Genomic DNA, 24,625 nt, shown 5'->3' with positions numbered 1-24,625 from the left:
CCACGGACTTCAAGCAATTTCGTTTTCGATTGAATCAGACGCATGGCTGCGGGAAAACAACTCTTACATGACGATTCCCGCCAACCTGAAATCTTTGTTTCCCGACGATTGCTTCATCCCACGAGGTACGGGGAAGGCGAATGCATCCCGCCTGCAGGACAGTGGCATCTCCCTTGTTTACCAAGGCGACAGTGAGCCGATTCAGTGCTTCATGGAGGTGAGAGCCAGTGGCAACTTTCGCCCATCGTCGAGGGGGCATATCCGCAGATTTTATGCGCGAACCTCTCCCGTCCCTGGTGACACCATCGTGTTTCGCCAGACGTCAACACGGACCTATGCAGTGTCTCTGCTCAAGCGAGGTAGCTAACCATCGACCCTAAAACAGAGGCGTTGGTTACCAACCTTATCGAGGTGTTGATATGAATTTAGCTGACCTTCGAGTCGTTACCTGGAACTGCGCTGGAGCACTCCGCAATAAGTGGCATGCGTTAGAGCAGTTTGACGCGGATTTGCTCGTGATTCAAGAATGCGAAGACCCAGCTCAGGCAAAAGACGCTCGTTACCTTGACTGGGCCGGGGATTACCTTTGGGAGGGGGATACGAAAAACAAGGGGATTGGGGTTTTTGCACGTAAGGGAGTGCGCCTAGAACGGGAGCCCGTTGACGTCAAAGAGCTTAAGTTTTTTTTGCCATGCCGTATCAACGGTGACTGGCCATTGCTTGCGACCTGGACGGCAGCGGCGGACTCAGGTTGAACCGCCCCGGCTTTCAAGGAGGCCAGTTGGTTTAAGTTGACATCTCTGCCGAGGTGTTGCTGTTGGCGAGTTGCCTCCAGTAGTTTGCCTCAGCTTCTGCCGGAGGGATGCCCCCAATCGACGTGAGCAGTCGGACGTGGTTGAACCAGTGCACCCACTGCAAGGTGGCCAGCTCCACGGATTCCCTGGTCTTCCAGGGTCCCCGGCGGTGAATCAGCTCGGCCTTGTACAGCCCGTTGATGGTCTCGGCCAGCGCGTTGTCGTAGCTGTCGCCCCGACTGCCCACCGAGGGCTGTATTCCCGCCTGGTCCAGACGTTCGGTGTAGCGTATGGAAACGTACTGACTGCCCCTGTCGGAATGGTGCGTCAAGGCATGGGCTGCTGGCTGGCGGTCGTACAAGGCCTGTTCCAGCGCATCCAGCACGAAGTCCGTGTGCATGCTGCGGCTGACCCGCCAGCCCACGATGCGCCGAGCGTACACGTCCACCACGAAGGCCACGTACAGCCAGCCCTGCCAGGTGGAGACGTAGGTGAAATCCGACACCCACAGCTCGTTGGGCCGGCTGGCATGGAAGTGCCGGTTGACATGGTCCAACGGGCACGGTGCCGATGTGTCCGGCACGGTGGTGCGCACCGTCTTGCCACGGCGTGCCCCTTGCAAGCCCATGGCACGCATCAGTCGCTCGACCGTGCAGCGCGCCACCCGAATGCCCTCGCGGTTCATCTGCAGCCAGACCTTATCGGCTCCGTAGACCTGCCAGTTGGCGTGCCACACGCGCTGGATGTCGGCCTTCAAGCCCTCGTCACGCTGGGCGCGTTCACTGCGCAGTTGCGGGTTGCGTTGCCGGGCTGCGTGGCGCCAGTAACACGACGGGGCCATCTGCAGCACCCGGCAGATGGGCTCGACCCCGTAATCATCACGGTGGCGGTCGATGTAGGCCTTCACGACTTCAATCGGCGGTCGAGCTCCGCCTGCGCGAAAAACGCGCTGGCCGTCTTCAGGATGTCATTGGCCCGGCGCAGCTCTTTGACCTCACGTTCCAGCTCCTTGATGCGCTGAGCTTCTGACGTAGTGGTGCCGGGGCGCTGGCCGCTGTCGACCTCGGCCTTCTTGACCCAGTCGTTCAAGGTCTGCGGCACGCAGCCCATCTTGGGCGCAATCGATTCAATGGCTGCCCACAGCGATGGGTAGTCGGCTCGGTGCTCCTGCACCAGGCGCACGGCGCGCTCGCGCACTTCCGGGGAGAACTTCGGTGATTTGTTCATGGCTCCATCTTCTCAAGAGTTGGAGCCTCCTCAAAACCCGGGGCGGTTCAGGTGCATACAGATACATCGGACAACTCTGGTTGCTACTGCAGTCCAACCAGGAGTTTCTGAATCATCGCTACGGGATGGTTGTCGGTGACCTCAACAGCAATAGTCAATGGGACAAGCAGCATCGGGGTTGTTGCCACAGTGATGTTGTTCACGAACTCTCCAAACTTGGTCTTGAGAGTGCATATCACCGTTATTTTGGAGAAGCTCAGGGAGAGGAGACGACACCTACGTTCTTCCTGCAGCGCAACCGGGCCAAGAGCTTTCATATTGACTATGCGTTTCTTGGCAAGCACTGGTCTGCAAAGCGATGTGAGGTCGGCTCGGTAGATAGTTGGATTTCGCTTTCTGACCACATGCCGCTTTCACTACATCTCAGTACGGAAGATGCAGAGGACTTTGGAGTAGCCTAAGACGTTAAGCATGTTGACCAGTGGCAACTTTCGGCCGTCATCGAGAGGGCATATTCGCGGCCTTCATGCGCGAACCTCTCCCGTCCCTGGTGACGCCCTCGTGTTTCGCCAAACGGCCGCGAGGACATGCGAGGTGTCTCTCTTGAAGTGGGGTGGTTCAGAAGTTGTTTGAGTGGTTGGGCCAATCGCGGCGTGCGGTCAAACAAGATTCCACGCGCGCTGCGGATAGCTCTCTAGTAGGCCATTCTCCACCCCCAAGCTGGCGTTGCCCTGACCGCGTCTGAGCCATCCTCGGCATCTTTTCACGTGTGACTATGTTGACCGGAAGTTACCAGTGCAGCAGGAACGAATCCGGCGGAGAACGCACTGACGATTGATGCTGGCGTCAGCACAGATACGGTGGCGTCGTCCGCCAGTTTCTCGGGCTCACCGTAGCCGGAAAAACTCCACCGGTGATAGCCTGACCGTCCAACGAGGTACGCTGCACTGTCTATGCTGAACATGGTTCCTAGAGGCAGCTCGCTCAAAGTTGCCGCATAGGACCGTTTTCCACCACCGCGCTGCGCTCGTTCGTTATGGAGAACTTTGTCGATTTCGGACATGGCAATGTGCTGGCCGGCACCAGCTGTCCCGACGTTAGCGCGAATCCAGGCCTCTTTGAATTGCTTACTTCGCTCCCGCTGGCACGTGGTGCACGGGCGATGTCCAGCCGCAAAGGCTGTTGCTTCGTCAAGAAAGAACAACTCGGAGTAGTTACCCGCAGAAAAGGGCTTTGGGCGGCGAATGGACTTGTAGCTCAGCAGGCATGTCACCCAGCCTTTGTGAGTCCATGGCCGGATGACCTCGTTGTTTTCGTTGTGAAGGATGCCTCGATTGCCCATGAGTGTCCCTCGGTCCGGAACGGCATTGAGTGCTCCCCATGGGTCAACGCGATTTTTCAACATGGTTTTCCTTGGATTTTCCGGCTGTCCACCGTCTCGTTTGGGGCCGGCCCAATGGCCTGACTTAGCCCCCAACAAATCTTGACTCCTATGACGCTGCCACAGGCCTGTGCAACCTCAGCATCAGCGTCATGGTGTCGATTGGCGACGGTTGAAAACCATAGTGCTCGTAGAAGGTCTTCGCATTGTTGTTCAACGCATGTACAAGCAGCGCTCGAACACCAGTGTTCTCTGAGACCGTCACCGCCCGCAACACAGCGTCTTGCAGCAGCGAGGCCCCAAGCCTGTGCCCTTGAGCTTGGGTTGCAATCGCAAGTCTGCCCAAGACGAGAACAGGAATGGGGTCTGGCATGTTGCGGCGGATGCCGCTGGTGGCTTGCTCATGAGCAACGGCCCCCGCTGCCAAGGCGTAGTAGCCCCTCACCAGGCCTTTCGCGTCAAGGACGACAAACGTCCGGCTGGCGCCGCTGAGCTGATTGGAAAGTGCTCGCCGCTTCAGCCATTCATCCAGACTTGCCTCGCCACATTCGAAGCCACTGAGGTCATGGTCAGGACGCAGAGGCACTGGAGCAGAGAACCGCATGCTCATTCTGCGCGTGCAGCCCAAGGAGCTTGCACTGCCATCAAGCGCTTCAGCCCAGGGTTGGGCACCGTGGGCGCGTCGAGCAGCTCATTGAACTGTTTGAACTTGTCTTCGTCTAGGCTGAAAAAAACCTGGTCAAGAACAACCGCGCGTGCCCGCTCACAGGCTGCCTCAAGCATGAAGTCAGACCGGTTCTTTCCGAGCAAAGTCGCCGCCTGGTCAATCAGGTCACGTTGCTCTGGCTTTGCGCGCAAATTGATGGCGGCATCACGCATGAGGTACCCCTTGTGTGTGTATCGGTTGGATACGCAGTATCGGTTTTTGTATATCCATTGTCAATACATAGAGGCCGGGCTGGTCACAACCCGCTGGGTTGGTAGGTTCCACGAGCTTTTTGGGGGATGCAGCGACAGTTCAAGGGCCGCTGCCTTTTCGGGGCAGTTAAAACGTAAATCCGTCACTGGCTCTGAAAAGTTGAGCCGGACGCTGCGCTCCCCGCTCGTACTCATCGAGCTCGACCACGTCTGATGAGCTTTTGAGCTGGCGGCGGAACGAACTCTTGTCGAGTTCCCGCCCAAGAATTGCCTCAATAGTTCTCTGAAGCTGGGTGAGCGTGAACTTTTCAGGCAGCAGGTGCAATGGCAGCTTGCCAGCATCAACCTTGGCACGCAGCTTCTGGACAGATGTGGTCAAGTGTTGGGCATGGTCAAACGCGAGACGGTGACCAGGCGCGGAGGCGCCTACCCACTCCAGGGCCTCGACCTTGTTTCGTACCAGCGCATTCACCTTGTCACGAGGCAGCAACGCATAGAACAGCACCGATATCGACCAGCCGCGTGGGTCTCGGTCAGGTCCGCTGAAGGTGCAGACTTCTTCGACCAGTGGCAACTCGACGCTGACCTTGTGTGCCAGTACCCGACGGGCCGCCGCTTCTAACGAGTTGTCCAGGTGAGGTTTCAGAATGCCGCCCGGCAGCGCCCACTGCTTGGCGGCAGGCTCTTCCGCTCGCTTGACCAGCAGCACTTGGAGGCGACCGTCGTCGACACAGAATAGTGCGACGTCAACGCCGACAAGGGGAAAAAGGTCACGAGTTGCATTCATAGTTGCAAGTTGCCACTAACACATTTAGAATAGTGTCATTATGCAACTAAGGGGTCTCGATGGAATACGACATCATTGGCGACGTTCATGGGCAGGCAGACAAGCTGGAGGCGTTACTGCTCGGGATGGGCTACAGGCAACACGCCGGGGCCTACCGGCATCCGACACGAAAGGCCATCTTTGTCGGTGACTTCATCGATAGAGGTCCCCGGCAGGTTGATACCTATCGGCTCGCGCGGAACATGGTCGAGGCGGATAGTGCCCTGGCTATCCTGGGCAATCACGAGTTCAATGCGATTGCGTGGCACCTGCCAGACCCCGAAGGTGTCGGCACAGGTCATTTCCTGCGGCCGCGGCACGGCGAGCTGGGCGCCAAAAACCGCCACCAGCACAGCGCCTTTCTGGGCGAAGTCGAGGCAACACCGTTGCACGCGGAAATCATCGACTGGTTCCTCACGCTTCCGCTGTGGCTGGACCTCCCTGGGCTTCGAGTTGTGCATGCCTGTTGGCACGACGGTTACATGGCGGAGCTAGCGCCACTACTTGGCGAGGGGCGGACGCTGACGCCGGAACTTATGGTTCGAGCCAGTCGCAGTGGGGACCCGGTCTTTCGGGCGGTCGAGGGGCTCACCAAGGGACTGGAGGTTGCTCTGCCAGCGGGTCACTCGTTCCGAGACAAGGACGGCCATGAGCGACGAAATGTCCGCATCCGTTGGTGGGATGCACACGCATCAAGCTACCGTGATTTGGCGTTGATGCCCGACGAAGACCGTGCACAGTTGCCGGACATTCACGTCAGCGACGTCAAGCCCACCTACGACCAGCGCAAGCCCGTCTTTTTTGGCCATTATTGGATGCAGGGGGTACCCGCCTTACAGGCTGAGCGAATGGCCTGCGTGGACTACAGCGCTGGCAAGGGTGGTCCCCTGGTGGCGTATCGCTGGGGTGGAGAGGAGCGACTTTCGCCGAAGAATTTCGTCGGTACCGGGGCGCTGAACTAGTGCCTCTGGGCAGAATGACCGAGGCCATTCCTAACGATTCAACTCACGAGATTGGAGAGACGATGACGGAAAAAAAGGAACCAACAAAGATGCAGGTCGCAGCCAAAAAGGCCATCAAGACCGCAAAGACCGCCATGACACTCGCCAAGGCGCACTTAGCACGTGAGTCTAACAAGCACGGTGGGCGCTGGCAGTGGGTAGATTTTCCAGGTCCAAACGGCAGGGAGTCTGCAGGCATCGTTGACATCTTGGCTGTCCGGAAAAAGTGGGACTTGCTGCCAGGCGCAGAGTTCCAGAAGCTCAAGCACTTGGACCTGTTCGACTTCATGTTGATACAGGTGAAAGGCGGTAGTGCGCCAATGCCGACCGCGGATAACATTGAGCGTTTGGAGCTGGTGGCCGACCACTACAACGCGTGCACTGTGTTGTTGTATCAGTGGAGCGAAAACGCCAAGCAGGCTACAGGCTTCAGGGTACTCAATCGGGGCACCCACCAATTCGGTGAACTGGTGACGGACGGGAGTACCGTCTTTGGCAAAGTCCTGGGAGGATGACAGTGCCGGCTGAAAACACCTACCTGTTGAACGGTGTCCCCGAGTTTGTCGCGCGAGGTTTAAAGAGGTGCGCGGTGCCTGGGGTCAGCGTCCGAACCAACCGCACCGCTGTTGCAGATTTCTGGAGACAAGACGACGGCATCATCAAGTTGCGAATTGCCTGCATGGGCTATGACTGGAGCTTCGAAGCACGGCTTGCCTCTGGGGCACCGATTCCAGATGACAAAGAGTCCATGGATGCCTTCGCCTGGTTTGTCTCCGAGGAGCTTCATCGGTGGATGACAGAAGACGCTGCGGACCTTCCTCCTTTTGACGACGATTGACTGCGCAAGCTGACCCTCATCGGTTTTCTGTAACACCAAAACATTCGAGAAGCCCTTACATGAAAGCTCGTGCCCAACAAAGAGGGAAGCGATTGCCGGTTGTCTGCTTCAACAGTCATGACGACCTGAGCATAAAGAGCTACGTGGTCAAGGCTGAGGCAATCACTGGTGACCACGTTGAGCTCACGAGTGAGGACACGAAAAAGCTCGAATACAGCTTGCGGGTTTTCCGGGGACTGAGAGCAGCAACGGCAGCTCCTCCCGCTCAAGCACGTCGACAACAGAAAAAGTCCAAGGCGAAGGAGAAAAGAACAGATGGATATCAAAAACCTCGCGCAGGGCTGTCTGGTCGGCGCCTTCGTCGGAGATTCGGCGGGAGCGCGCCTGGAGTTTCTCGGGCACCGGCCTGACGATGCCGAGTTAGACGACGCGCTCGCCATGAAAGGCGGTGGCGTCTTTCGCGTGGCGCCTGGCCAAGTCACAGACGATGGGGAGTTGACTTTGGCGCTTGCGCGCGCCCTTGTGGGCGAACAGAGCTATCCCCGAGAGAAGGTTGCGACCAACTACCGCGCCTGGGTAGCCAGTCGTCCTTTCGATATTGGGAACGCCACCTCGAACGCATTGGGCGGCAAGGTGGGAGCTGATGTGTCCGTTTCCGACGCAGTGTCTGCAAGCGCAGCAAAACACAACCTTGACTCAAAGGCCAACGGCGCACTGATGCGGGTCAGCCCCTTGGGTATCTGGTCGGTGAGATGCACCGTGGAAGAAGCGATTGCCGCAGCAAGGACCGACGCGTTGCTGACCCACCCTAACCTGACATGTCAGTGGGCCAATGCTGCATACGTCGTCGCCATTCGACATCTGCTCCTGAATGACGGTGACGTCGACGGCGCGTTTGCACAATCACGGCGAGCTCTCGATGCTGGCGCGGATGACGGTGCGGGTGAGGTACGGTCCTGGTTGGAAAATGCGGAGCAAGGCATTTCGCCCGCGTGCCATCCACTTGCGGGCTTTGTCCGGATAGGGTTCACGCATGCCTTTCACCATCTGCTGCGCGAGACAACTTTTGCGGATGCACTGCGGCAGGTGCTTTCTGGCGGTGGAGACACAGACACGAATGCATGCATCGTCGGCGGGCTAGTGGGCGCACGGGTGGGATTCGCAGGTATTCCGGAGTCGATGAGCGACGCGGTACTGAGCTGTGACACAGCCAAGGGGCGGCCCAGGCCGCCGTGGTTGCGGACAAGGGGCGCTCTAGCGCTGGCTAGCGAGTTGATTGCCTGATGGTGCAGTGCTATGGCAAGTAAGGTTTTGGTCCGACGTTCTGAATCTACGGACGCTAACCAATAGGCGCTAACTTCATAGGGTGCGTACCATGGACTATTGAGCTGCCGCGCTACTCACGGATTGCACACCTGCCGCGCTCAGTCCAACTCCGCAACCAATATTGATATGGACCGAAATGCTGGACAGCCCTGACGAAACCAACGACGCGACGAATCCGAGAACACTGGCAATGCTGCAGCGCTTGCGCAAGGCCATGCAGGACATCGAAGCCGAGATTGCACAACGTCAAGGCGTATATCCGTTCAATCATGGACGAGTCACCCAGTCCGAGCTGTGCCGACGCGCCGATGTCAAGAAAGCCACCCTGCAAACACCGCTGCACAAGGACACCACCCGTGTGGAGGTCATCGACTGGCTTGACCAATTGGGTGCGCAGTTGGCCAACACTCGCGATGCCACGCGCGAGCGGGTCACGGCGGTGGCGGACGACCTGGCTGAAGAACTGCTGACCGTGAAGGCGGAGCTGGCTGCGGCGCACGCGCACATTGCAGCCTTGCTTGAAGAGAATACCCGCCTGCGAAAGGCAGTTGATGGCACATCTGTTTGATGTAACCACCCCTGGGCTGGAGCGCTTTCTGGACGCGCAGGCGTCCGTATGTGACGAGGTCGTCAACGAACTGCGGCAAGGAAAAAAGCAGACCCACTGGATGTGGTTCATCTTTCCGCAGCTGGCCAGCCTGGGCCGGTCTGCCATGGCCCGGCACTTCGGATTGAGCGACCTGGATGAAGCGCGCGCCTACCTCAATCACCCAGTGCTCGGTGAAAGACTGCGGGCGTGTTGTGAGCTGGCCTTGAAGCATCCGGAGTTGACCGCGCAGGAGATGCTCGGCAGCATCGACGCAATAAAGCTGAGGGCATGCGCTACGCTGTTTCTGCAGGCATCAGGAGGCGCGGCGTTGTTTCAGACGGTCCTCGACACCTTTTACGATGGCATACCCGACCCGATGACCCTCGAACACTTGAGTCATTGAGTTGCTTGCCAAACCCCCACCATGAACATGCAGTCCACAGTTCGCGCCGTTAAGTTCGACCGGTACGTCATTCGGTTGCAAATTCGCGGGAAGGTCCAGGGTGTTTACTACCGCGCATCAATGGTCGACGCAGCGCGGCGCCTGGAGGTGACAGGATGGGTGCGCAACCGGAGTGATGGTTCCGTTGAGGCCATGGCTTTTGGAACTCAGGCTCAACTGAAGCAGCTTACCGAGTGGGCTCGGCGTGGACCACCAGCGGCAATGGTGGCCGAGGTATTCACTGCTCCTGGCGAGGGAGAGTTCGCTGACTTTGTACAGTGGCCAACGGCATAGTCAAGAGTCAACCGTCAACCGTATCCAGCCTGACCCGCTTTGGGGTCGGGGTCTGCCCCCTTGCACTCACGCAGTATCGGTCTGCTTGACGTCCGCGAGGGTGGTCTATTGACTGCTGGCTGCCTTTGCGCATGCAAGAATCTGTTCATGCAAGTTCTTCGCTTCAATGGGTCACAAGTGCTGGAAGGCTGGACTTCCATCGACGACCGGGTCATGGGTGGGGTGTCGAGCAGTCGGCTGACGTTTCACCCCGATGGCCATGCCGTTTTCGAGGGAGAGGTATCGACAGAGAACGGCGGCGGTTTTGCATCCGTTCGCAACGCCGCGTTGCGATTGGGTGAACGAGATACGGTTGGCTATCGCTTGCATGTGCGAGGTGATGGCAAGCGTTACAAACTGAACCTGCGTGTGGAGGGCGGCCTGGGTGGTGTCAATTACCAGGCGGGGTTTCAGCCTCCCGCTGGCCACTGGGTCGATATCGTGTTACCGCTGAGCCTCTTCAGTCCCCGTGTCCGTGGACGTCCTGAGCCTAATGCACCGGCACTTCGCCCGGAGAACGTTTGTCAGGTGGGTTGGATGATTGCAGATAGTCAGGCCGGGCCCTTTCAACTGTCCATTCGCAGTGTCACCAGTCTGGGGCAGCCGCCAGCGGGGGCGACCCGTGTACCAAATGCAGCCTCGGTCATGCCTTCTGCTGGCACAGCAGGAACCGTAACACCAAGCCCTCTCTAGTGCGCAAGCTGCTCAAGTTCTCGCAGCGCGGTTCGCTTTCCCAGCTTGAGTACAGCGTGTATCCGTTCGAGCTGTGCCGCCCGAGGTTGGACCTTTCCGCTCTCCCATTTGTAAACGGACAAACTTGATGCTTGCAGCAACTTGGCTATTTGAGCCTGCGTAACACCCAGATACGCGCGGTATTCAGCAAGCTTTGTGGCGTCGAACGTCTTTTTAGTTTTGGGAGCCGTTGGAACAAGCTCAACAGGTCTGACAGACGCGGTCATCTCCCTTTCCTGTCTTCTTAGTTGCTGGCTCAGCGCCTTCACATCGCGCTTGAGTGCCGCAATCTCTGAGCGGTGGAAGCTGGAAAGCTTCCGCAACGCTGCCAGCTCATCCTTCAGCTCTTTGCGGGCTATCCGAGCGATTTCAGCTTTCAGTGAGTTTGCAAACGTACTCATAAACTACCTCCAGGCCCCCTAGCATAGCCAGAAGGTGACGTACCGCTACTTTTTCTTACTCGGGGAGAAACGCTGCGTAACCGAAGATTAGACGCTGGTTTAAGTTGGCGAGTTACGGCTGTTGTCTACTAGGAAGCTTGGCGGGTTAGGTAGTCGCGCAAGCTGTCCTCAAGCTCGTCTTGCACCTTCGGTGGGCTTATCACGCGGATATAAGGAATCCAGTAGCGCACGACCGGCAGAACTTGGTTGATGTGGCCGACCGAGGCGGAGATGAGCAGACTGCCATCAGACAGCTCCTTTCGAATCACTTGGTTGGCAATCAACTTGCGGCGCTTGAAGTACCCCGCCACCTCGCGGTCTACCTTCAGAGAGACTTCCAGCTTCTTATCTGACACCCAGATACCGTCATCGCTGGCCAACTGTTCGTGAATCGCCTGGTCAGGTGTGAAGTTGGCGTCACTGACCTGCAACTTCTCAATTTTGGAGAGGCTGAACGTTTTCAGCTTGCCTGCATCCATCGCAGCAAGGTACCAAACGCCTTTGTTATTCACCAGCCTGTAGGGCTCTGCGTCGTGGTAGGCCTTGTTGTTTGGAGCATGCCGAAGTGAGAAGTGAATGCGCTTGGCATTGAGAATGGCATGCTCAAGTTCACGAAAAAGTCCTTCCTTACCGGAGAGGTCTTCGTAGTTGTGGCCCTTGACCAGCCATGCTTGTTGAACACGGGAGTCAAGAAGGTCTCTCAAAAACTCGTCGGAGAGCGATGGGAAAAGACCGCGGATGCCAGCCAACGCTGCAAAATTTTCTACGTCCTTGCGGCTGAGCTTCCCCAGAAACGCTGGCTCCAAGTGATAACGACCATTCGTTTTCAGCAGCGGTAGGTAAGCAAAACGGACTCGAAGGTCGCGCTGGATTGTGCGCAAGTTAACGCCAAACTCCTCCGCCAATTCTGTCGGGTCCAGCTTCTCACCTTGATTGAGCTTGACCAGAATTTGGGCCAGTCGATACGCGATGGTGTCATGTGAGCCTTTGGACATGTGAACCTTCCGCTGTCGCGAATCACCGTCCAAAAAAGAAATAAGCCCAGGCCAGACCATTCGCAGCGACGGCCAACAGTGTGAACCAGAGCAGCTTTTGCGATGCAGATTCCGTTTTCAGGAGTTGCTGCGCAAGCTCACGTTGCTCACGCTCAAAGCGCTCATCCTTTGCACGGTTGTCTTCTTGCCATCGCAGCGACTGCTGCGCCGCTTGAACCTGTTGCGACTGGATTGCCTTAAGCGATTCTTTGATGTCCGAATGGCTCTGCTCTAGGTGACTCACGAGCTGCTGGGACGCCGACTGAAGTGCCACCGTCAGTTCCGCTTTGAGGTACTCTTTACTGGACACCTCCAGAGCATCTAGACGAGACTTCAAGTTCTCAAGATTTGACGAGTTGTCTTTATCCAGCTGTGACAGGGCTTCTTTGGTACTTGCGAACTCCCGCGTTTGCAGTTCATGGAGGTCCTGCCCAGATTCCTCGATGCGTTCAGTAAGTCGCCTTCTAAGCGCATCAAACTCTGCTTCCACCCGTTCCCGAAGCCCCTCGGTGGCTGTGGTGATATTGTGAGTCAGCCGTTTTTGTGCAGTGCCCACACTCTGAGCCACCAGCTCTTCAACTTCTGGCAGCAATTTGGCAAGGTCTTCACGAAGTGGCTGAGTGGTGCTTGCGGCCAGCACTCTGTCGAGTAGCTCTTTGAGCTCCTGCTCTTCGCTGGGAGGCAGACCAGGTAGAGGTTCTGGTTTTGTTTCCATCATTGACTGGATTCCTTGTCGGCGTGACCCAACGAAAAAAGGTAGTGTTTCTCGTCCTGCAACTGCCGCAGTGCAAGCAGGATTACGAACTTGGTTGCTGGTGTGTCCTGCGTCAGATAAGTGGCAGTGACTTTTCTGACCTGCTGGTCATAGGCTTGCTCAAGCAAGCTGACAAAGCGAGCTCCCGTTGCTTCGTCACGCTCCAACCTCGACACAAATACTTGGAGTTCCGCCTCTTGTCTGTCAGCAACCTGCTTCAGGCCTTGAGCCTTTATGGAGAGGTTGGTGGCGTCGTTTTTCGCGACCTCGGCCTGTTCACGCAACGTTAGGCGCTCAAGGTCCCACGCTTTCCCTAGCCTGTGTATCGTGTCTTGCCAATAGACCTGCAAGCAAGCTCGAAGGCGCTCACTAGCTTCACGACAAAGCCTATTGAACTCTTCGACATCCTGCTCAAACGACTTGAACAGCCATGGCTGATAGGCATCCAGCTTGTACGCGTTGAGTCTCTGTCGAAATCCGTCGAGATGGCTGTCAAGCCAGCCCCGTACCGTCGACGGACTGGGCGCGTACATCGAGGGCTCGAACCCTTCAAATACCGGCGGCTCGAAGTTTTGTCCCCGACGGACAAGCGCATTGATGTTTTCATTCAGCGCCTCTAAAAATGCCGACACGCGCTTGTCTTCGTAGGGGGCGCTGGATGGCAGGTACATCATCAGACGTTCCGCCAGTTTGCGAAGATTTTCAACAAACCGCTCAATCTCCACGTGGGTGGGCAGTGCCTCAGCGCGGCCCAAAAGCGTTTTTGAAGTCTGAAGAAGCGACTGCGAACGTGCCTCAAGTGTTCTGGCTACCTCAATCGTTTTTTCAATCGCAGCGCGGGCCTGCTTTTCGTGGCTGCGCTTTACTCGGTTTGCAACAACATGCACTTGGGTCGCTCGCCAGAGTCTCATATGAGGCGTGGCAGAGTATTGGATGTCCCGCTTGAGGTCATCAAGCAGGCCCGACATGACCGGCTGCACGTCCGCATAAATCTGGGGCGAGGTCGTTTTGAGCACCTCCCATGAATCCCCAAATTCCAAGGGAAAGTAGAGCGCTGGATTCAATGCATCACTGGGTAGCTCTATGTCGTCGAAGGTTTCCAGCTGAGTCAACAGTCGCCGCCGAATAGCGGATGCATCAAGCTTTTTCTGGGTACTGAGCCATTCACGAAATGATGTTGACTGGATGGTGAAGGTGGTGATAAGTCGAAACCTACTCGGGCTGTAGCGCCAGTCCCCCAGTACCGGTAACACCAACTTCTCGGGGTCTAGGAATCCCAGGTCGTCCGCTTTGCCAACCAGCAAGACGAGGTCGGCGTTTGGGATGAACTGAGAGGCGACATGGCTCACATGCGCCTGCTCGGCTTCGTTGGCTGGACTGTCACCTGGTAAGTCAATGATGTTCACAGCCAAGCTGGCATCGCCGGTCGAAGTAAACAGCTCAGACGGCATATGCACTTGGACAGGTCGAGTGACTTTTAGTCGACCTGATTCCATGGTGTGGCGCAACTCACCCAGTGCCTGCTCCATGTCTGCGGCTGATTCGCAGACAGTGGTTTCCCCTTCAACGGTCAGGTGCCATGAGCTGTCCAGTGAGCGGCTGTACAGCATGGCTGTTGACGTTGCAGACCGCCCTTTTGCTCTGCCCCCACGAAGTACCTGGGACACGATTGGCATAGCTGCTGTCGTTAGACCCATCAACTGGAGGATGAGGGTCGTCTTTCCGACTTGGGTCTTGCCAAAGACCGCGACCGTAACTTCCTCTTGATGGTTGCGGTACTGCGCCGCCAGTTCTGGCGCAATTGAGCTCAGAAACTCAGCGTAGGCAGTTTGTGCCCACTCCAGTCGTCGCTGTGAATGGTCAGACCAAAGAGAAGCTAGGGTTGCGCGCAAGGCTCTCTCTTAGCTCTGTACTGAGCATCTGGACATCTGCGTGTGTCTTCTTGAGGCGGTCTAGTCGCACCACTTGGTCATCAAGACGGTATCGGTTGCGCAACGTGCTCTCGAGCTTCTCTCGCAATCGGTCCATCACATGGTCAAACTCAGCCGCAAAATGCGCGTAGTGGGCGTCCGATATCGCAGCCGTCATTCTTCGAACTACATCCCTGGCTTGTCCCTCGGAATGCTGAACTGCCTTGGCTAGATTCATTACGAGGACGCCTGCACCCAACATGATGGCCATTGAGCCAGCGATGCTTTGGGAGAGGCCCAGGGTGGTCAAGTTGCCCACCAATGCGGAGGCATCTGCTGCTGAGCTGGCAGCCTCTTCCGGCGCAAGGTCTTTAACCAAGTCAAGCGCGGCCTGCGCGCCGACCATGGTGCCAATGACGGTGAGAATCGCCAAACCTTGACGCCCGAGAACTGATGCCAGTGCCGGCTCGTCATCGTCGTCAGTGTCAGATGCACTGAACGCGAGGCTTCGATGGTCAAGCCCCAGCAGTGTCGGATACAGAGAACCGATGCGTGAATATTCCAACGCGATGGCTGGTAGCAGTTGCACCGCGTCTAGCAATGCGGTTGACAGCTCCACCTCGCCCCCGTTGGGCGCAAATAGGTTGGACAAATCCACCTGCTGTTGTGGCGTTGGATGCCGCCAAGACAACGGTGTTCGACCAGTCCCGCTGTACCCCAACTCCCTTTCGGCACGATGCTGGTTCGATGTATGGGCCAACTTGACAGCCTTGGGCGCGCCCAAGATGTCCATAGTCAGCTTACCCAAAGCCTTTTGATGTTGATGACCGAAATTACGGGTAACCGCTTTGTCTAGCTTCCAAGGGGCCTGCCAAGCATCTTGGACGTAGCCTGGGAGAATATTTTCTCGTTCGCCGGTGGTGGTGGCCATCCACCTCCACGACTTTTGAACCGTATTCAGCAGTCCTTCTTCATTTTCCGAAAGAGCACGCAGAGCTCGCTGCACAGACTCGTTACTGTAGGCTTCCAGTGAATGCTTCAGTTCCCTCAGATAGTCCCGTCGCAAGCGACTTCTTCCAGTGTCGAAAGCTCGAAGGATGTCGTGGACCGGTCCCCCGAAGTGGGATGTGGTCAGGCTAATTTCTCGACAAGCCATGTCGACCTCTGAGAGCAAGTCAGCCAAATCGTCAGTCAGTACATCGTGCAGCTCATTGAGTTGCTTTGCTCGGAACGTCTGCTGAACCTGAGTTAGCTCTTGCATGGCCTCTGCCAGCTTGGATTTCCACTCAGCACCGCTTTCAGCCTGCGCATTTGAGCAGACGATGCGCTGACCGGCTTGCTCTGTGTTGAGCCCGAATATTTCTGCGGCGGAACTTGTCAGTTCCTCCAGCTGCTTTGAAGTCTTGCCTTCCGTCTTGGTGATGACAACAATCGGGCAGCTGCCTTCGAGGGGGCCTTGAAAATTCTCCAGAACTTTTGACTGCTCACTGTTGGCCAATCGCGTCTCGTCGGTCACGATGACACACATGTCGGCGCCGACCAGTGACTGGCGTACGAGCGACTGCCAGCTCTTGTTCTTTTTGGTCACCGTCTCATGACCGGGCAACAACAACAACCCACAACTGTTGCCCTTGAAGTGCCTGCTTGGGACGGTCAACTTCGGGAGCAATTGACCAGGGCGCTCCCCTTGCAGCGCTAAGCGAAACTCTTCAGGTGTGACCATGACCTCGCGCTGGACATAGCGCTTTAGCCCGTCTTCTTCGACAAAGGCTTGCTCAACCACAGTAGCTACTGGTGTATCGATATCGGGGTTCTCGACTATCAGCAACGGAGAGCGTTCGCCACGCCCTTCATTTCCGGCCAACCAGGTGTCATCCAGTCCGTAGAGATTCTTGACCAGCGTCGTCTTCCCCGCACCCTGCGAGCCAGCGACCGCGATGACGGGCTGCTGTGACAGCATAGCGGTCAGCGTGAGGCGACGAGTGATGGTTACAAGGCGCTCGATGAGCTCGCTATCGTTGAGAAACGTAGTGGCGCCCCGTAGGTTGTGAAGCCTCTCAAGCAGGGCTGAAACCATCAGTTCCGGCGACTCGTGCAGAACATTGATGGGTTGCTCTTCAGCGGTAACGGCTTCAGTGGTCGAGGGTGTTTTTTCTTCACTGGGCGGAGAGTCTTTGAGCACATCATCCACTCGCATCATTGCAATTGAAACGCTCAGCTTGCCTTGCTCGACCAATTGAACTGTGCGTTGCGCAAGCGACTCATCCACCAAGCCCGACTTGACGGCGAGTTCAAGTCGCTCTTTGAGAACCTCATTTGAGGAGGGGCGAGCCATGCGTCCGGACTGGGCATCGAGATTGTTGAGGTCTTGTATCAACCGCTTGCGCCGCTCTGTATTTTTTGCACCATTTGACAGTGCTGTACCGAGTCCCACGGCGATAGCCCCGGCAACTACGCCCGAGCCAATCACCCAGCCGACAGGAGTCACGACAAAAGCACCACCGACCAGTGCCGCCAGTTTGGTTGAACCCATAACGGTCGCAACACCAGCCATCTTTGCCACCACACCGGAGACGGCGACACCCGCAGCGACACCGACGGCTCCCTGCACAACATGGGCCGCAACCTCTACCCGGTCCGACCCTTCCAATTTTTCTTGTGCCGATTTTTGAACAGGCTCGGGGCCTTTGTGCTCCATTCGAGTCCCCTGCGTTTTAGGCCACAATGTAGTTCACTACCGCTTTGAAAATATCGACGAGCAGCTTAAAAAACTCTACTGCCAGCTTGACAGTGCTGTGCAGCATGGAGTCGCGTCCTCCCTCTTGGATGTTGTACCCATACAGTGCGACGAGTACGCCGACCAGGGGCGCGAGCAAAGCACCGATGAAAGGAATCGAGGCGGATACGAGGGCGGAGACCGCCGCCCCAATGGCTACGCCAATCGCGAGGCCCGGGTTCGCCAGGAAGAAATCGACAATCTTTTTGATGATGATTTTTCCGACTGCGACAACCTCGCCACCGATGACCTTTGTTTTGTCCCAGAGGTCTTGCATCCGAGTAACAACTTCGGGAGGGAGGCCGCGGTCGAGCAGCGCCTTGGCTGCGGCTGCGAAGCTTTCGGCCTGCTGAGCCTCAGCGTTGATAACTGTCAGTTCAAGCAGTGCTGCCTCGGGCTTCATCATCATGGTGTGGCTTTCGTAAAGCGGGGTGTATGGCATTCATTATGCCGGGCGTGTCATGCAAAAAATCAGCGACGCCGCATCCACATCCAGGCTCCGAGCGCTAGGAAAAACAGTATCGCGAAGAGGCTAGCCTTGAGAGCCATTGCCAGTATCGAGGCCGTTACAGAGAGCGCCCCGAGTTTGACCAACATAGCGCTCGAAAAAACGACCAAAACGGCTGTCCAGAACATTGCAATCTCCTTGGTAGAAAACTGCAGTCTTGCGCATCGAGCCGACAGGTCATGTCGTTTTTGGTGGGGTCGCCCAAAAATTTGACTAAAGGCCCTGACGTTCTTGTTCGCGCGCCGGGTCTCAATTGGTGGCCGCTTGGGGGCTGATTGGTTTCATACCCCAGGCGTCAGAAGTGAATGTCAATGAAGTTGGCCGGAAAACGGTCGTTCGTAGGCGAACTTTAGCCACGCCTGCAAGGGCTAGGTCATTGATTTAAAAGACTTTCCACCGACTCTGCGCAAATCTGTCCAGAGTCGGTGGAAAAATCCGAACGAGGACTGAGCTGGCTCCCGGTCTTTTTATGCCACCGAGTGCCGTGGCCGCCCCGGGTGGGGGTTCACCTCCAGCCACCGGAAAGGCCGGTCAGCGGTTGACTTTGGAGCACGCATCGAGCCAATCCTGCATCCTTGTAGCCCTTAGGGGTTCGGCTGCATGGAAGCGCATCACGAGTTGCCACACCAAGCTGGAAAACTCGGGGTGGACAAGCTGGGGCGACAGCACAGGCCAGCCAGAGTTGATTTGCCCGAGCGCACCTTCAAAGCTGTCAACCCATGGTGAATCACCCAACTGCACATCATCGTCACCAAAGAACCGGGTCGATTGCTGAGGACGCCTGCGAAACCGCCAGTGCCCGTCCTTGCGGAGCCCTTCAATGACGTAGCCTCCTCCTTCGCCTGCGACATGAAGCAAGGTCACAGGCTTTTCGCCTGCCGGCGTATTGGTGTCAGTCAAAGAGGTCATCGAGCTGCGCCAGGTCTTGGAGTGGAATGATTCGGCCGCAGCGAATCGTGCGGCGGCCTACTTTATCGACTCAATCGAGGACGGGTGTCGTTTCGTGATTCATGAGGTGAACGTAACCCTGAAACGTCGTCATCGACGAGTGACCCGTCATGTTCATGATGTGCATCTGGCTCAGCTTACCTGACTCGCAAAGACGGCTCGTTGCCTCATGTCGCAGGTCGTGAAAGTGAAAGTTGGAAACACCAGCGCGCAGTAACCCACGGCGAGCTCAAACTGGACGGTTCGCTGTCGACAATGGATTTTGTGGGGCATGGGTTACCTGAGATGACGGCCGCTTGTGCCAAATATTTCGCGAATTCTTGACAAAACCGTCCACACTTTTAATTCCTGACAATCACAAAAGCCTCGAATTTGTTGTAAATAAGCAACGAGTTCGAGGTTTTTTCTTTGCCGAAAAGAGTTGCGGGTTGAATTGGATTGATTGTCTTTGGGCGTTTTATATTTAAATTTGTTGGCCAACTTTAAAGAAGGGTTTCGGTGGGTCTTTTAAGGGCGTTAAGCTGGATAAATTTTGCTTTTAAGCTTTAAAAGCCTTTGGAGGCCGCATGAACACTTGATTTGCGCTTTAACGGCTTTAAGTTGGTTTGGACTAAAACTAAAATTAAAGTCCTCTTTAAGTACCTTGCTAAAAATGCTGTCAGTTTCTATAAAGAAGCTGAATGCAAGGCTTTGATGCAAAACGCTACTGGCAGCTCTCATTTTTCATGAAATTTTGACTGATTTCGGTCGTTTTAGTGCGCTTGCTTTTTCTTGACACGTGCGCCGCGGGTCTCGCAAACTGCAGCCCACAGCGACAGTCAGGTATCAATTGTGTTGTCTGATAGATGTCGATGTGTTGGCTGTAAGTGAGGTGGACGTATGAATGTTGATGACAAGCAAAACTGGCGTATGAGCGAGAGAGAGACATTTTCTCGCATGAGACCATTCGTAGCCGAGGAGTTCAAACTGCAGAATTCTCCTGGTAGACAATCTGTCTCAGATGAGGTTATGCAGGAATTCCGCAAGGGTCTCCGTAAGGGACTGAATGCTGTGTTCAGCTTTGAAGAATATCGTCTTATGCTGGACTGCGCTCAAGGTGATTTTTACCCACCTAAAAAAATCCACAAACTCGCGACCGACCTGTGTGCAGAGCATGGAATTGAGGTGGATGAGTATCAGAAGACGCCGTTGGCTTCTATTGTCGGGAAGTTGTTGTCCTTGAACTCGAGTCAGAAAGTCGCGCTGGCTGATGTTCTCAGCTTGCTGTGGTGCGAGCATCACAACGGGGTGGCTACCGAGACAGCGCTTTTCATCATCGGCGTGGAGACATGTCGTGAACCTACTGCCTGAGCATAAGGTGGCGGCAGTGACGGGTAGTCAGCACTGAAGTGGTCAACCTCTCGTCTTTAAGCGGAGTGCAATAAAACTGCCTTCGCTGACTGGGTTATCGGCTCTGCAGTGCTCGCTACAGAATTTAGGTGGGCGTCCATTCTATTCACTCAACAATTCAGCAGCTGTAGCAGATGGAAGACTTAGGCACATCTGCTGGCATTTTGAAAACATTCAAAGCTGAATGCTGCAAAATTGCAGGATGCAAAGGTCCTGCACGTTGTCATTTATTGAGAAAGTTATGGAAATTACGATTAACATCGATGCGTTTTATGATTTAAAGAAGAAGGTGGCTCCTCTCTGTGTAATGCATGGCGGGCAGACATATGACGCATTTCTTTGTCTTGATGAGCATGGTAAGTGCTCATTTCAACTCGACCCGCCGTGGGAAACCGGGTGTTCTGCAGAAGTGTGGCACGACCGTACCTTGCGCTGGGAGCTTCCGGCAGGAGTTAATGGCAGTAACATTTATAGATTGTTGATGGATGCATCCACAATCCAGCTCCTCCAGCGTGTGCACGAAGGTCATGAAATCGTATGGGATGGCAACAACTACTCTGGGGTTCTGGACGATGATGCGCAGGAGGCGTCTGATGAGTTGGAGACACTATTCGGTGATGAAATAACCGAAGCGTCATTGTGGACAATCTGGGAAGTGGATGACTGGCTGTGGTGCTCTGGTCAATCGCTGCTCGACAATTGGCCGAATGGTTTAACTTTGGCTGAAGCGGCTCAAAAAATCATCGAAGATGCAGTTAGTCAGGACGTTTACTGCGGCTCGCTTACCGATGTCAAGGAGGCTTTGATGAAGCAGCTCAATTACGACATTGAGAAGTCTGGCTATGAGCCGACTGCAGAACAACAGGCTGCGTTGGATGGCGATGAGTAGTCGCGCGGGCCATATGTGCAAGAAACGAACTCAACATCAATGAGCCAACACTGACCAAAAAATGAAAAATCTGTCTTTTACTTAATCCGGCGACCAGCTCTATATGAGCTTTCCATTCGAACTCAAAGATGCATTCAGAGAATTGTTCAAGACCGCCATGTGGAATTCAGACCGCAAGGCTTCAGTGTAGCCATCCGATGCTGGCTGGAAGGTTGGAGGTAAGCCGCGTGGGAGTTTGGGGTCACTCATTTGGCGGGTCACACGCCTTCTCTGCACTGGTCGACCTGCCTGAGGTCGTGGCAGCGGCGAATATCGAGGGAACGGTTTTTCCAATCAGTACGCCACAGGTGTGGGCACCAGCGCGGCGACCTGTTCGACAAAGCGCCGCGCCCTGCTGACCCACTGGCAGGCCTTCTGCGAAGGCAGCGACTCCTTCCTGGCGCGCCACCAGCGACACGCTCATGCCCGGTTCGTAGGTGCGCCGCACTTGCGCAGCTTTCTCTGCGGGGGACCAGCGCCTGCCGCGCTGGTCTTTCAAGATGACTTGAACAGTGTCTGTGTGCCAGGTCGTACTCACTGTCCTACTCCTAGCTTCAAAGAGAACTAAGCTTGTTGACCCGCTGGCAGCCTGGCATGTTGACGCACCAACGAGTCCAACTCCGCTTGCGATGCCTGTATTGCCCGATTGCGACCTTGTCTTTTCGCTTCGTACAGTGCCGCGTCCGCAGCGGCGATGAGGGTATCCAGCCTAAATAGCTCGTTTTTCCCTTCAGTCTTAACGGCCGCAACGTAGCCAACGGACAGTGTCCAAGGCAGTGGCTCACCGCTTGCAACGCGCGCAGGTTGTTGGGCCGCCTCCTGTACGAAGCGCTCGGCAATGCGCCTGCCCTCGACCAGTCCGCAACTGGGTAGCAAGACGCAAAATTCCTCGCCGCCGTAGCGGCCCACGAGGTCGTTGGTGCGGCTGTTGCGCTGAATCAATCGCGCGGCATGGCGAATCACGGCGTCGCCAGTCGGGTGCCCGTGCGTGTCGTTGATGCGCTTGAAGTGGTCGATATCCAGCATGAGCAAGACGAGTGGGGCCTCGGTTTTGGACAGAAGACGCTCAGCTTGTTCGTAGAACGCCCCTCGTGTCAGCACACCGGTCAGTGCATCTCGGTTGGCATTTTCAAGAATGAGCGCCCTGGACCGCTCTGCCACCATGCCCAAAAAGCCAAAGGTGCCTGCGATGACCAGCAACGTGATGACGGCAATCGCCGCAATTTGGGTTTTGCTGTTGGCAACTGGAGCGACAGCGGCCGCACCCTCGCCAAAAAGAAGCACCATCAGCCGGGCCAGTGTGGCCAGGCCCACGATGACCAGCACCATAAAAATGACCAAGCAATAGACGGAGCCGCTGCGCCGGCCCTGCCAATACAAGCGCCAGCCGCCCAGCACTGAAAACATGAGGTGAGCCAGTGCTATACCGGCAACCGCGAGCGTGGTGGGTGCCTCAGCCCATTGCGCCGAGAAGATGCTGCCGAGCCCGAGGGCAAGCATTAGCGAGGTCGTCGTTTTGTGCAGACGGTCACCCTCATAGCAGTAGATGGCTCTGAGCAAAAACACCGGGGTCAGGACCACCATCGAATTGCCGAGCACAAATCCGACCCAATGGGGTAGGGGTGGTGTGAGGAACCACAGCAGAGCGGCACAGCCCAGCGTGAGCGTCCCGTGGCCCCAGTCGCGCGCACTGGCGCCTACGCCTGCAAAAGCCTTGGCGGCCATGAGCGAGAAGGCGCCTGACAGAAAACCTGTCATCGCTGCTGCGAGCATCAACGTGGCGGGGTCAATGGCCTGCAAACCCATACTTGTAACAAGGTGAAACAAATGGCACAAGTGATAAACAAAAATCAATGTATCAGTACTTGCTTGCTAGTCATTCGATTTGTGGCGAAACTTCACTCGTTTATGGGGTGAACGCAGGTGAAAGCATCTTCAAGACAGTACAGACGGAGTCGAGCCCGTGGGCAATATGATGGCGGTCGATGTGTGCATTCGCGATTTGATTCGGTGGTCGAGCTCCACGTGCGCGAAAAACGCGCTGGCCGTCTTGAGGAGGCTGTTGGCCTAGCGTAATTTCTTGACCTCTCGCTCGAGCGCCTTGATGGGCTGGGCGACGGACGTTGTTGTGACCGGACTCTGGCTTTGTCTACCTCGACCTTCTTGACCCAATTTCTGAGGGTCTGCGGCACGCAGCCAACCTTCGGGGCAAGCGATTCCATGGTTACCCACAGCGACGGTTAGTCGGCTCGATGCTCCTGCAGCCTGCGTATGGCGCGCTCGCGGGCTTCGGAGGCCACATCATTCCAGCACCACTCAGCTTGTCATGCACAGCTTGACGTGCAACACCGGGTACGGTATCCTTTTGCAACACTGTCGGGTCAACACCGGTAGTCAAAACAACGGTTTTCGTGAGTCGGGCCTCAGTCCCGTCCACTCCGCCAAGATTAAGCCTAAGTAGTTGATCTACTTAGGCTTTTTTCTTTTCTGGCCACCAAACCCAACATCCGACCCAACAAAAACGGTTGCGGTAGGAGATGCCTGGGTTCGCGCCAAAACCCAGCACCTCGATGCGAACGTCCAGAATCTGGTTGCGCATTCGCTGAATAAACCTTGCGTTTTCGAGACCGAGAACTTGCCCGCGCCCGTCGCTTGTCACGCTGAGCGGGGCAGCATGGCATTTCCGCCCGCTTTCAGGGAGAAGGTTGTTTTAACACCAGGCAACCGCATCACCAGGGGCGATGTGCTTATAGGTGGCTGGGCAAACACAAAAAACCTGGTGAAGGGCTTCAAGTGCCGGGCCATCGGCTGTAGGGGGTACAAGGTCACCGCGCAGGTTTGGCCTTGTGAGGCTCTGGACGGCCCTCAGCACTGAAGCGCAGATGTCGAGCCGTTGCGGCCGGTCAGGGTGACATTGAAGCCCAAGACTCCACGTCCAACAGTACCGCTGTGTTGTTCTTGTCGGCACCCCAGAATGGCGAACTCTGGCTCCAATAGTAGAAATGAGCTATCCCATCTCGACCATCTAGAGGCTTCTTGCTTGACGTACCGCGCTTTGTGTAAAGCACGATCAAGTCGCGCCTGTTCACAGCTACGTCTGGGAACCAATAAGCATCCTTGGTGCCAGAAATAGGCTTTCCGCTGTCACTTTTCTTGGATCGCAAGACCACATAAGAGCCGAGCCTCTTGGGGAACCCCACCGCCTCACGGCGGTGCCTTTTAGAGGGGAGGAAAACCCGAGCATGGACGCGGAGCAAATCCGGGAGCGGATACGCGCCCGGCATCCGGGCTTTTCGTATCTGGACACGCAGGTAAGTGCCACTTTCTTCCAGCGGACTGCTGGGATAGGTATAACTGCCGCTGAACTAGATGATGCTGTGAGATCATTGGTTGCAGACCCCACGAAAATGCTTACAGCGGGCGCGCTTTTTGATTTTTTTGCGTCCAGACGGCGGCGGCCTAGACGTTTGGTGGGCGGAGTGGTGTTGTAACTGATTGAGGTCAGCATCAGCCTACAAAGATTAATTAATT

At 56.1% G+C, this 24,625-nt stretch carries 26 protein-coding genes, 1 pseudogene and 1 other annotated feature; of the genes and pseudogenes, 12 read left to right on the top strand and 15 right to left on the bottom strand.

Going from position 1 to position 24,625, the window contains the following annotated elements; translation table 11 throughout:
• Positions 1-419: 419 nt before the first annotated feature.
• Complete coding sequence (locus tag ACFQPB_RS11440; RefSeq protein WP_382223216.1) at positions 420-755, top strand: hypothetical protein; 336 nt, start codon at positions 420-422, stop codon at positions 753-755.
• A gap of 31 nt (positions 756-786) precedes the next feature.
• Here the strand turns inward: ACFQPB_RS11440 and ACFQPB_RS11435 are convergent.
• Positions 787-2,021, bottom strand: a protein-coding gene (locus ACFQPB_RS11435; RefSeq protein WP_382223213.1) for an IS3 family transposase whose coding sequence is annotated in 2 segments (ribosomal slippage) — positions 787-1,733 and positions 1,733-2,021 — 1,236 coding nt in all. Because the reading frame shifts where the segments join, the coding sequence is not laid out codon by codon here.
• Positions 1,627-1,743: a sequence feature (AL1L pseudoknot), on the bottom strand. (Overlaps the previous gene by 117 nt.)
• Before the next feature lie 80 nt (positions 2,022-2,101).
• Here ACFQPB_RS11435 and ACFQPB_RS11430 point away from each other — a divergent pair.
• Positions 2,102-2,482 (top strand): endonuclease/exonuclease/phosphatase family protein, encoded by a 381-nt coding sequence (locus ACFQPB_RS11430; protein WP_382223210.1) that lies wholly within the window; start codon positions 2,102-2,104, stop codon positions 2,480-2,482.
• Between the two features lie 302 nt (positions 2,483-2,784).
• On the opposite strand, the gene ACFQPB_RS11425 is transcribed toward ACFQPB_RS11430, so the two are convergent.
• From ACFQPB_RS11425 to ACFQPB_RS11410, 4 genes are all read right to left on the bottom strand, one after another.
• Positions 2,785-3,426, bottom strand: a complete 642-nt coding sequence (locus ACFQPB_RS11425; protein ID WP_382223207.1) for a hypothetical protein — start codon at positions 3,424-3,426, stop codon at positions 2,785-2,787.
• Between the two features lie 85 nt (positions 3,427-3,511).
• Entirely contained in the window at positions 3,512-4,012 is a 501-nt protein-coding gene (locus tag ACFQPB_RS11420) for a GNAT family N-acetyltransferase (protein ID WP_382223204.1), read from the bottom strand.
• Positions 4,009-4,281, bottom strand: coding sequence for a type II toxin-antitoxin system TacA family antitoxin (locus tag ACFQPB_RS11415; RefSeq protein WP_382223201.1), 273 nt, complete (start codon positions 4,279-4,281; stop codon positions 4,009-4,011). The genes ACFQPB_RS11420 and ACFQPB_RS11415 overlap by 4 nt, the downstream gene beginning before the upstream one ends.
• Before the next feature lie 166 nt (positions 4,282-4,447).
• The gene (locus ACFQPB_RS11410; RefSeq protein ID WP_382223198.1) at positions 4,448-5,107 is read right to left on the bottom strand and encodes an NUDIX hydrolase; all 660 of its coding nucleotides are present in this window, start codon (positions 5,105-5,107) and stop codon (positions 4,448-4,450) included.
• Between the two features lie 59 nt (positions 5,108-5,166).
• Between ACFQPB_RS11410 and ACFQPB_RS11405 the strand changes: the two genes are divergently transcribed.
• The 8 genes from ACFQPB_RS11405 (at position 5,167) to ACFQPB_RS11370 (ending at position 10,368) form a co-directional block, all read left to right on the top strand.
• Positions 5,167-6,108 (top strand): metallophosphoesterase, encoded by a 942-nt coding sequence (locus tag ACFQPB_RS11405; protein ID WP_382223195.1) that lies wholly within the window; start codon positions 5,167-5,169, stop codon positions 6,106-6,108.
• Between the two features lie 14 nt (positions 6,109-6,122).
• Positions 6,123-6,662, top strand: a complete 540-nt coding sequence (locus tag ACFQPB_RS11400; RefSeq protein WP_382223192.1) for a hypothetical protein — start codon at positions 6,123-6,125, stop codon at positions 6,660-6,662.
• Positions 6,663-6,664: 2 nt separating this feature from the next.
• Positions 6,665-6,985: a hypothetical protein gene (locus ACFQPB_RS11395; protein WP_382223189.1), complete on the top strand. Its 321-nt coding sequence runs from the start codon at positions 6,665-6,667 to the stop codon at positions 6,983-6,985.
• Positions 6,986-7,300: 315 nt separating this feature from the next.
• Positions 7,301-8,269, top strand: a complete 969-nt coding sequence (locus ACFQPB_RS11390) for an ADP-ribosylglycohydrolase family protein (RefSeq protein WP_382223186.1) — start codon at positions 7,301-7,303, stop codon at positions 8,267-8,269.
• A 178-nt stretch (positions 8,270-8,447) separates the two neighbouring features.
• Positions 8,448-8,879, top strand: coding sequence for a hypothetical protein (locus tag ACFQPB_RS11385; RefSeq protein ID WP_382223183.1), 432 nt, complete (start codon positions 8,448-8,450; stop codon positions 8,877-8,879).
• Positions 8,863-9,303 carry a DUF1810 domain-containing protein gene (locus ACFQPB_RS11380; protein ID WP_382223181.1) on the top strand — a complete coding sequence of 147 codons (441 nt, stop codon included), beginning with the start codon at positions 8,863-8,865 and terminating at the stop codon, positions 9,301-9,303. Before ACFQPB_RS11385 ends, ACFQPB_RS11380 begins: the two co-directional genes overlap by 17 nt.
• A gap of 27 nt (positions 9,304-9,330) precedes the next feature.
• Complete coding sequence (locus tag ACFQPB_RS11375) at positions 9,331-9,636, top strand: acylphosphatase (protein ID WP_382223348.1); 306 nt, start codon at positions 9,331-9,333, stop codon at positions 9,634-9,636.
• A 147-nt stretch (positions 9,637-9,783) separates the two neighbouring features.
• Positions 9,784-10,368, top strand: a complete 585-nt coding sequence (locus ACFQPB_RS11370; protein WP_382223178.1) for a CIA30 family protein — start codon at positions 9,784-9,786, stop codon at positions 10,366-10,368.
• Here ACFQPB_RS11370 and ACFQPB_RS11365 read toward each other — a convergent pair.
• From ACFQPB_RS11365 to ACFQPB_RS11330, 8 genes are all read right to left on the bottom strand, one after another.
• Positions 10,365-10,808 (bottom strand): helix-turn-helix domain-containing protein, encoded by a 444-nt coding sequence (locus ACFQPB_RS11365; RefSeq protein WP_382223175.1) that lies wholly within the window; start codon positions 10,806-10,808, stop codon positions 10,365-10,367. The genes ACFQPB_RS11370 and ACFQPB_RS11365 overlap by 4 nt on opposite strands.
• A 128-nt stretch (positions 10,809-10,936) precedes the next feature.
• Entirely contained in the window at positions 10,937-11,842 is a 906-nt protein-coding gene (locus ACFQPB_RS11360; protein ID WP_382223173.1) for a helix-turn-helix transcriptional regulator, read from the bottom strand.
• A 22-nt stretch (positions 11,843-11,864) separates the two neighbouring features.
• Positions 11,865-12,599, bottom strand: coding sequence for a hypothetical protein (locus ACFQPB_RS11355; protein WP_382223170.1), 735 nt, complete (start codon positions 12,597-12,599; stop codon positions 11,865-11,867).
• Entirely contained in the window at positions 12,596-14,527 is a 1,932-nt protein-coding gene (locus tag ACFQPB_RS11350; protein WP_382223167.1) for a hypothetical protein, read from the bottom strand. Before ACFQPB_RS11350 ends, ACFQPB_RS11355 begins: the two co-directional genes overlap by 4 nt.
• On the bottom strand, positions 14,496-17,243 hold the full coding sequence (locus ACFQPB_RS11345) for a hypothetical protein (RefSeq protein ID WP_382223164.1): 2,748 nt from the start codon (positions 17,241-17,243) through the stop codon (positions 14,496-14,498). Before ACFQPB_RS11345 ends, ACFQPB_RS11350 begins: the two co-directional genes overlap by 32 nt.
• 16 nt (positions 17,244-17,259) lie before the next feature.
• Positions 17,260-17,730, bottom strand: a complete 471-nt coding sequence (locus tag ACFQPB_RS11340) for a hypothetical protein (RefSeq protein ID WP_382223161.1) — start codon at positions 17,728-17,730, stop codon at positions 17,260-17,262.
• Positions 17,731-18,360: 630 nt separating this feature from the next.
• Entirely contained in the window at positions 18,361-18,738 is a 378-nt protein-coding gene (locus ACFQPB_RS11335; RefSeq protein ID WP_382223158.1) for a hypothetical protein, read from the bottom strand.
• 70 nt (positions 18,739-18,808) lie between these two features.
• Entirely contained in the window at positions 18,809-18,991 is a 183-nt protein-coding gene (locus ACFQPB_RS11330) for a tyrosine-type recombinase/integrase (protein WP_382223345.1), read from the bottom strand.
• A 665-nt stretch (positions 18,992-19,656) separates the two neighbouring features.
• Between ACFQPB_RS11330 and ACFQPB_RS11325 the strand changes: the two genes are divergently transcribed.
• Entirely contained in the window at positions 19,657-20,127 is a 471-nt protein-coding gene (locus ACFQPB_RS11325; protein ID WP_382223156.1) for a hypothetical protein, read from the top strand.
• Between the two features lie 280 nt (positions 20,128-20,407).
• Positions 20,408-21,055, top strand: coding sequence for a hypothetical protein (locus ACFQPB_RS11320; protein WP_382223153.1), 648 nt, complete (start codon positions 20,408-20,410; stop codon positions 21,053-21,055).
• A 421-nt stretch (positions 21,056-21,476) separates the two neighbouring features.
• On the opposite strand, the pseudogene ACFQPB_RS11315 reads toward ACFQPB_RS11320, so the two are convergent.
• Positions 21,477-21,632: pseudogene (locus ACFQPB_RS11315) on the bottom strand (transposase); the annotation flags it as partial.
• Positions 21,633-21,658: 26 nt separating this feature from the next.
• Positions 21,659-22,948, bottom strand: a complete 1,290-nt coding sequence (locus ACFQPB_RS11310) for a GGDEF domain-containing protein (RefSeq protein WP_382223150.1) — start codon at positions 22,946-22,948, stop codon at positions 21,659-21,661.
• Positions 22,949-24,625 lie beyond the last annotated feature (1,677 nt).

Source organism: Hydrogenophaga atypica, from assembly GCF_042665215.1.
GTDB lineage: Bacteria > Pseudomonadota > Gammaproteobacteria > Burkholderiales > Burkholderiaceae_C > Hydrogenophaga > Hydrogenophaga defluvii_A.
Note: the sequence above shows the minus strand (reverse complement) of the source record. Positions and strands in the feature narration are given on the sequence as shown.

Coding starts and splice junctions, on each gene's coding strand:
- ACFQPB_RS11325 (WP_382223156.1), top strand. CDS start 19,657: ATGAATGTTGATGACAAGCAAAACTGGCGTATGAGCGAGAGAGAGACA.
- ACFQPB_RS11370 (WP_382223178.1), top strand. CDS start 9,784: ATGCAAGTTCTTCGCTTCAATGGGTCACAAGTGCTGGAAGGCTGGACT.
- ACFQPB_RS11365 (WP_382223175.1), bottom strand. CDS start 10,808: ATGAGTACGTTTGCAAACTCACTGAAAGCTGAAATCGCTCGGATAGCC.
- ACFQPB_RS11405 (WP_382223195.1), top strand. CDS start 5,167: ATGGAATACGACATCATTGGCGACGTTCATGGGCAGGCAGACAAGCTG.
- ACFQPB_RS11320 (WP_382223153.1), top strand. CDS start 20,408: ATGGAAATTACGATTAACATCGATGCGTTTTATGATTTAAAGAAGAAG.
- ACFQPB_RS11400 (WP_382223192.1), top strand. CDS start 6,123: ATGACCGAGGCCATTCCTAACGATTCAACTCACGAGATTGGAGAGACG.
- ACFQPB_RS11390 (WP_382223186.1), top strand. CDS start 7,301: ATGGATATCAAAAACCTCGCGCAGGGCTGTCTGGTCGGCGCCTTCGTC.
- ACFQPB_RS11420 (WP_382223204.1), bottom strand. CDS start 4,012: ATGAGCATGCGGTTCTCTGCTCCAGTGCCTCTGCGTCCTGACCATGAC.
- ACFQPB_RS11415 (WP_382223201.1), bottom strand. CDS start 4,281: ATGCGTGATGCCGCCATCAATTTGCGCGCAAAGCCAGAGCAACGTGAC.
- ACFQPB_RS11375 (WP_382223348.1), top strand. CDS start 9,331: ATGCAGTCCACAGTTCGCGCCGTTAAGTTCGACCGGTACGTCATTCGG.
- ACFQPB_RS11385 (WP_382223183.1), top strand. CDS start 8,448: ATGCTGGACAGCCCTGACGAAACCAACGACGCGACGAATCCGAGAACA.
- ACFQPB_RS11355 (WP_382223170.1), bottom strand. CDS start 12,599: ATGATGGAAACAAAACCAGAACCTCTACCTGGTCTGCCTCCCAGCGAA.
- ACFQPB_RS11440 (WP_382223216.1), top strand. CDS start 420: ATGAATTTAGCTGACCTTCGAGTCGTTACCTGGAACTGCGCTGGAGCA.
- ACFQPB_RS11340 (WP_382223161.1), bottom strand. CDS start 17,730: ATGATGATGAAGCCCGAGGCAGCACTGCTTGAACTGACAGTTATCAAC.
- ACFQPB_RS11410 (WP_382223198.1), bottom strand. CDS start 5,107: ATGAATGCAACTCGTGACCTTTTTCCCCTTGTCGGCGTTGACGTCGCA.
- ACFQPB_RS11380 (WP_382223181.1), top strand. CDS start 8,863: ATGGCACATCTGTTTGATGTAACCACCCCTGGGCTGGAGCGCTTTCTG.
- ACFQPB_RS11345 (WP_382223164.1), bottom strand. CDS start 17,243: ATGGAGCACAAAGGCCCCGAGCCTGTTCAAAAATCGGCACAAGAAAAA.
- ACFQPB_RS11335 (WP_382223158.1), bottom strand. CDS start 18,738: ATGACCTCTTTGACTGACACCAATACGCCGGCAGGCGAAAAGCCTGTG.
- ACFQPB_RS11360 (WP_382223173.1), bottom strand. CDS start 11,842: ATGTCCAAAGGCTCACATGACACCATCGCGTATCGACTGGCCCAAATT.
- ACFQPB_RS11425 (WP_382223207.1), bottom strand. CDS start 3,426: ATGTTGAAAAATCGCGTTGACCCATGGGGAGCACTCAATGCCGTTCCG.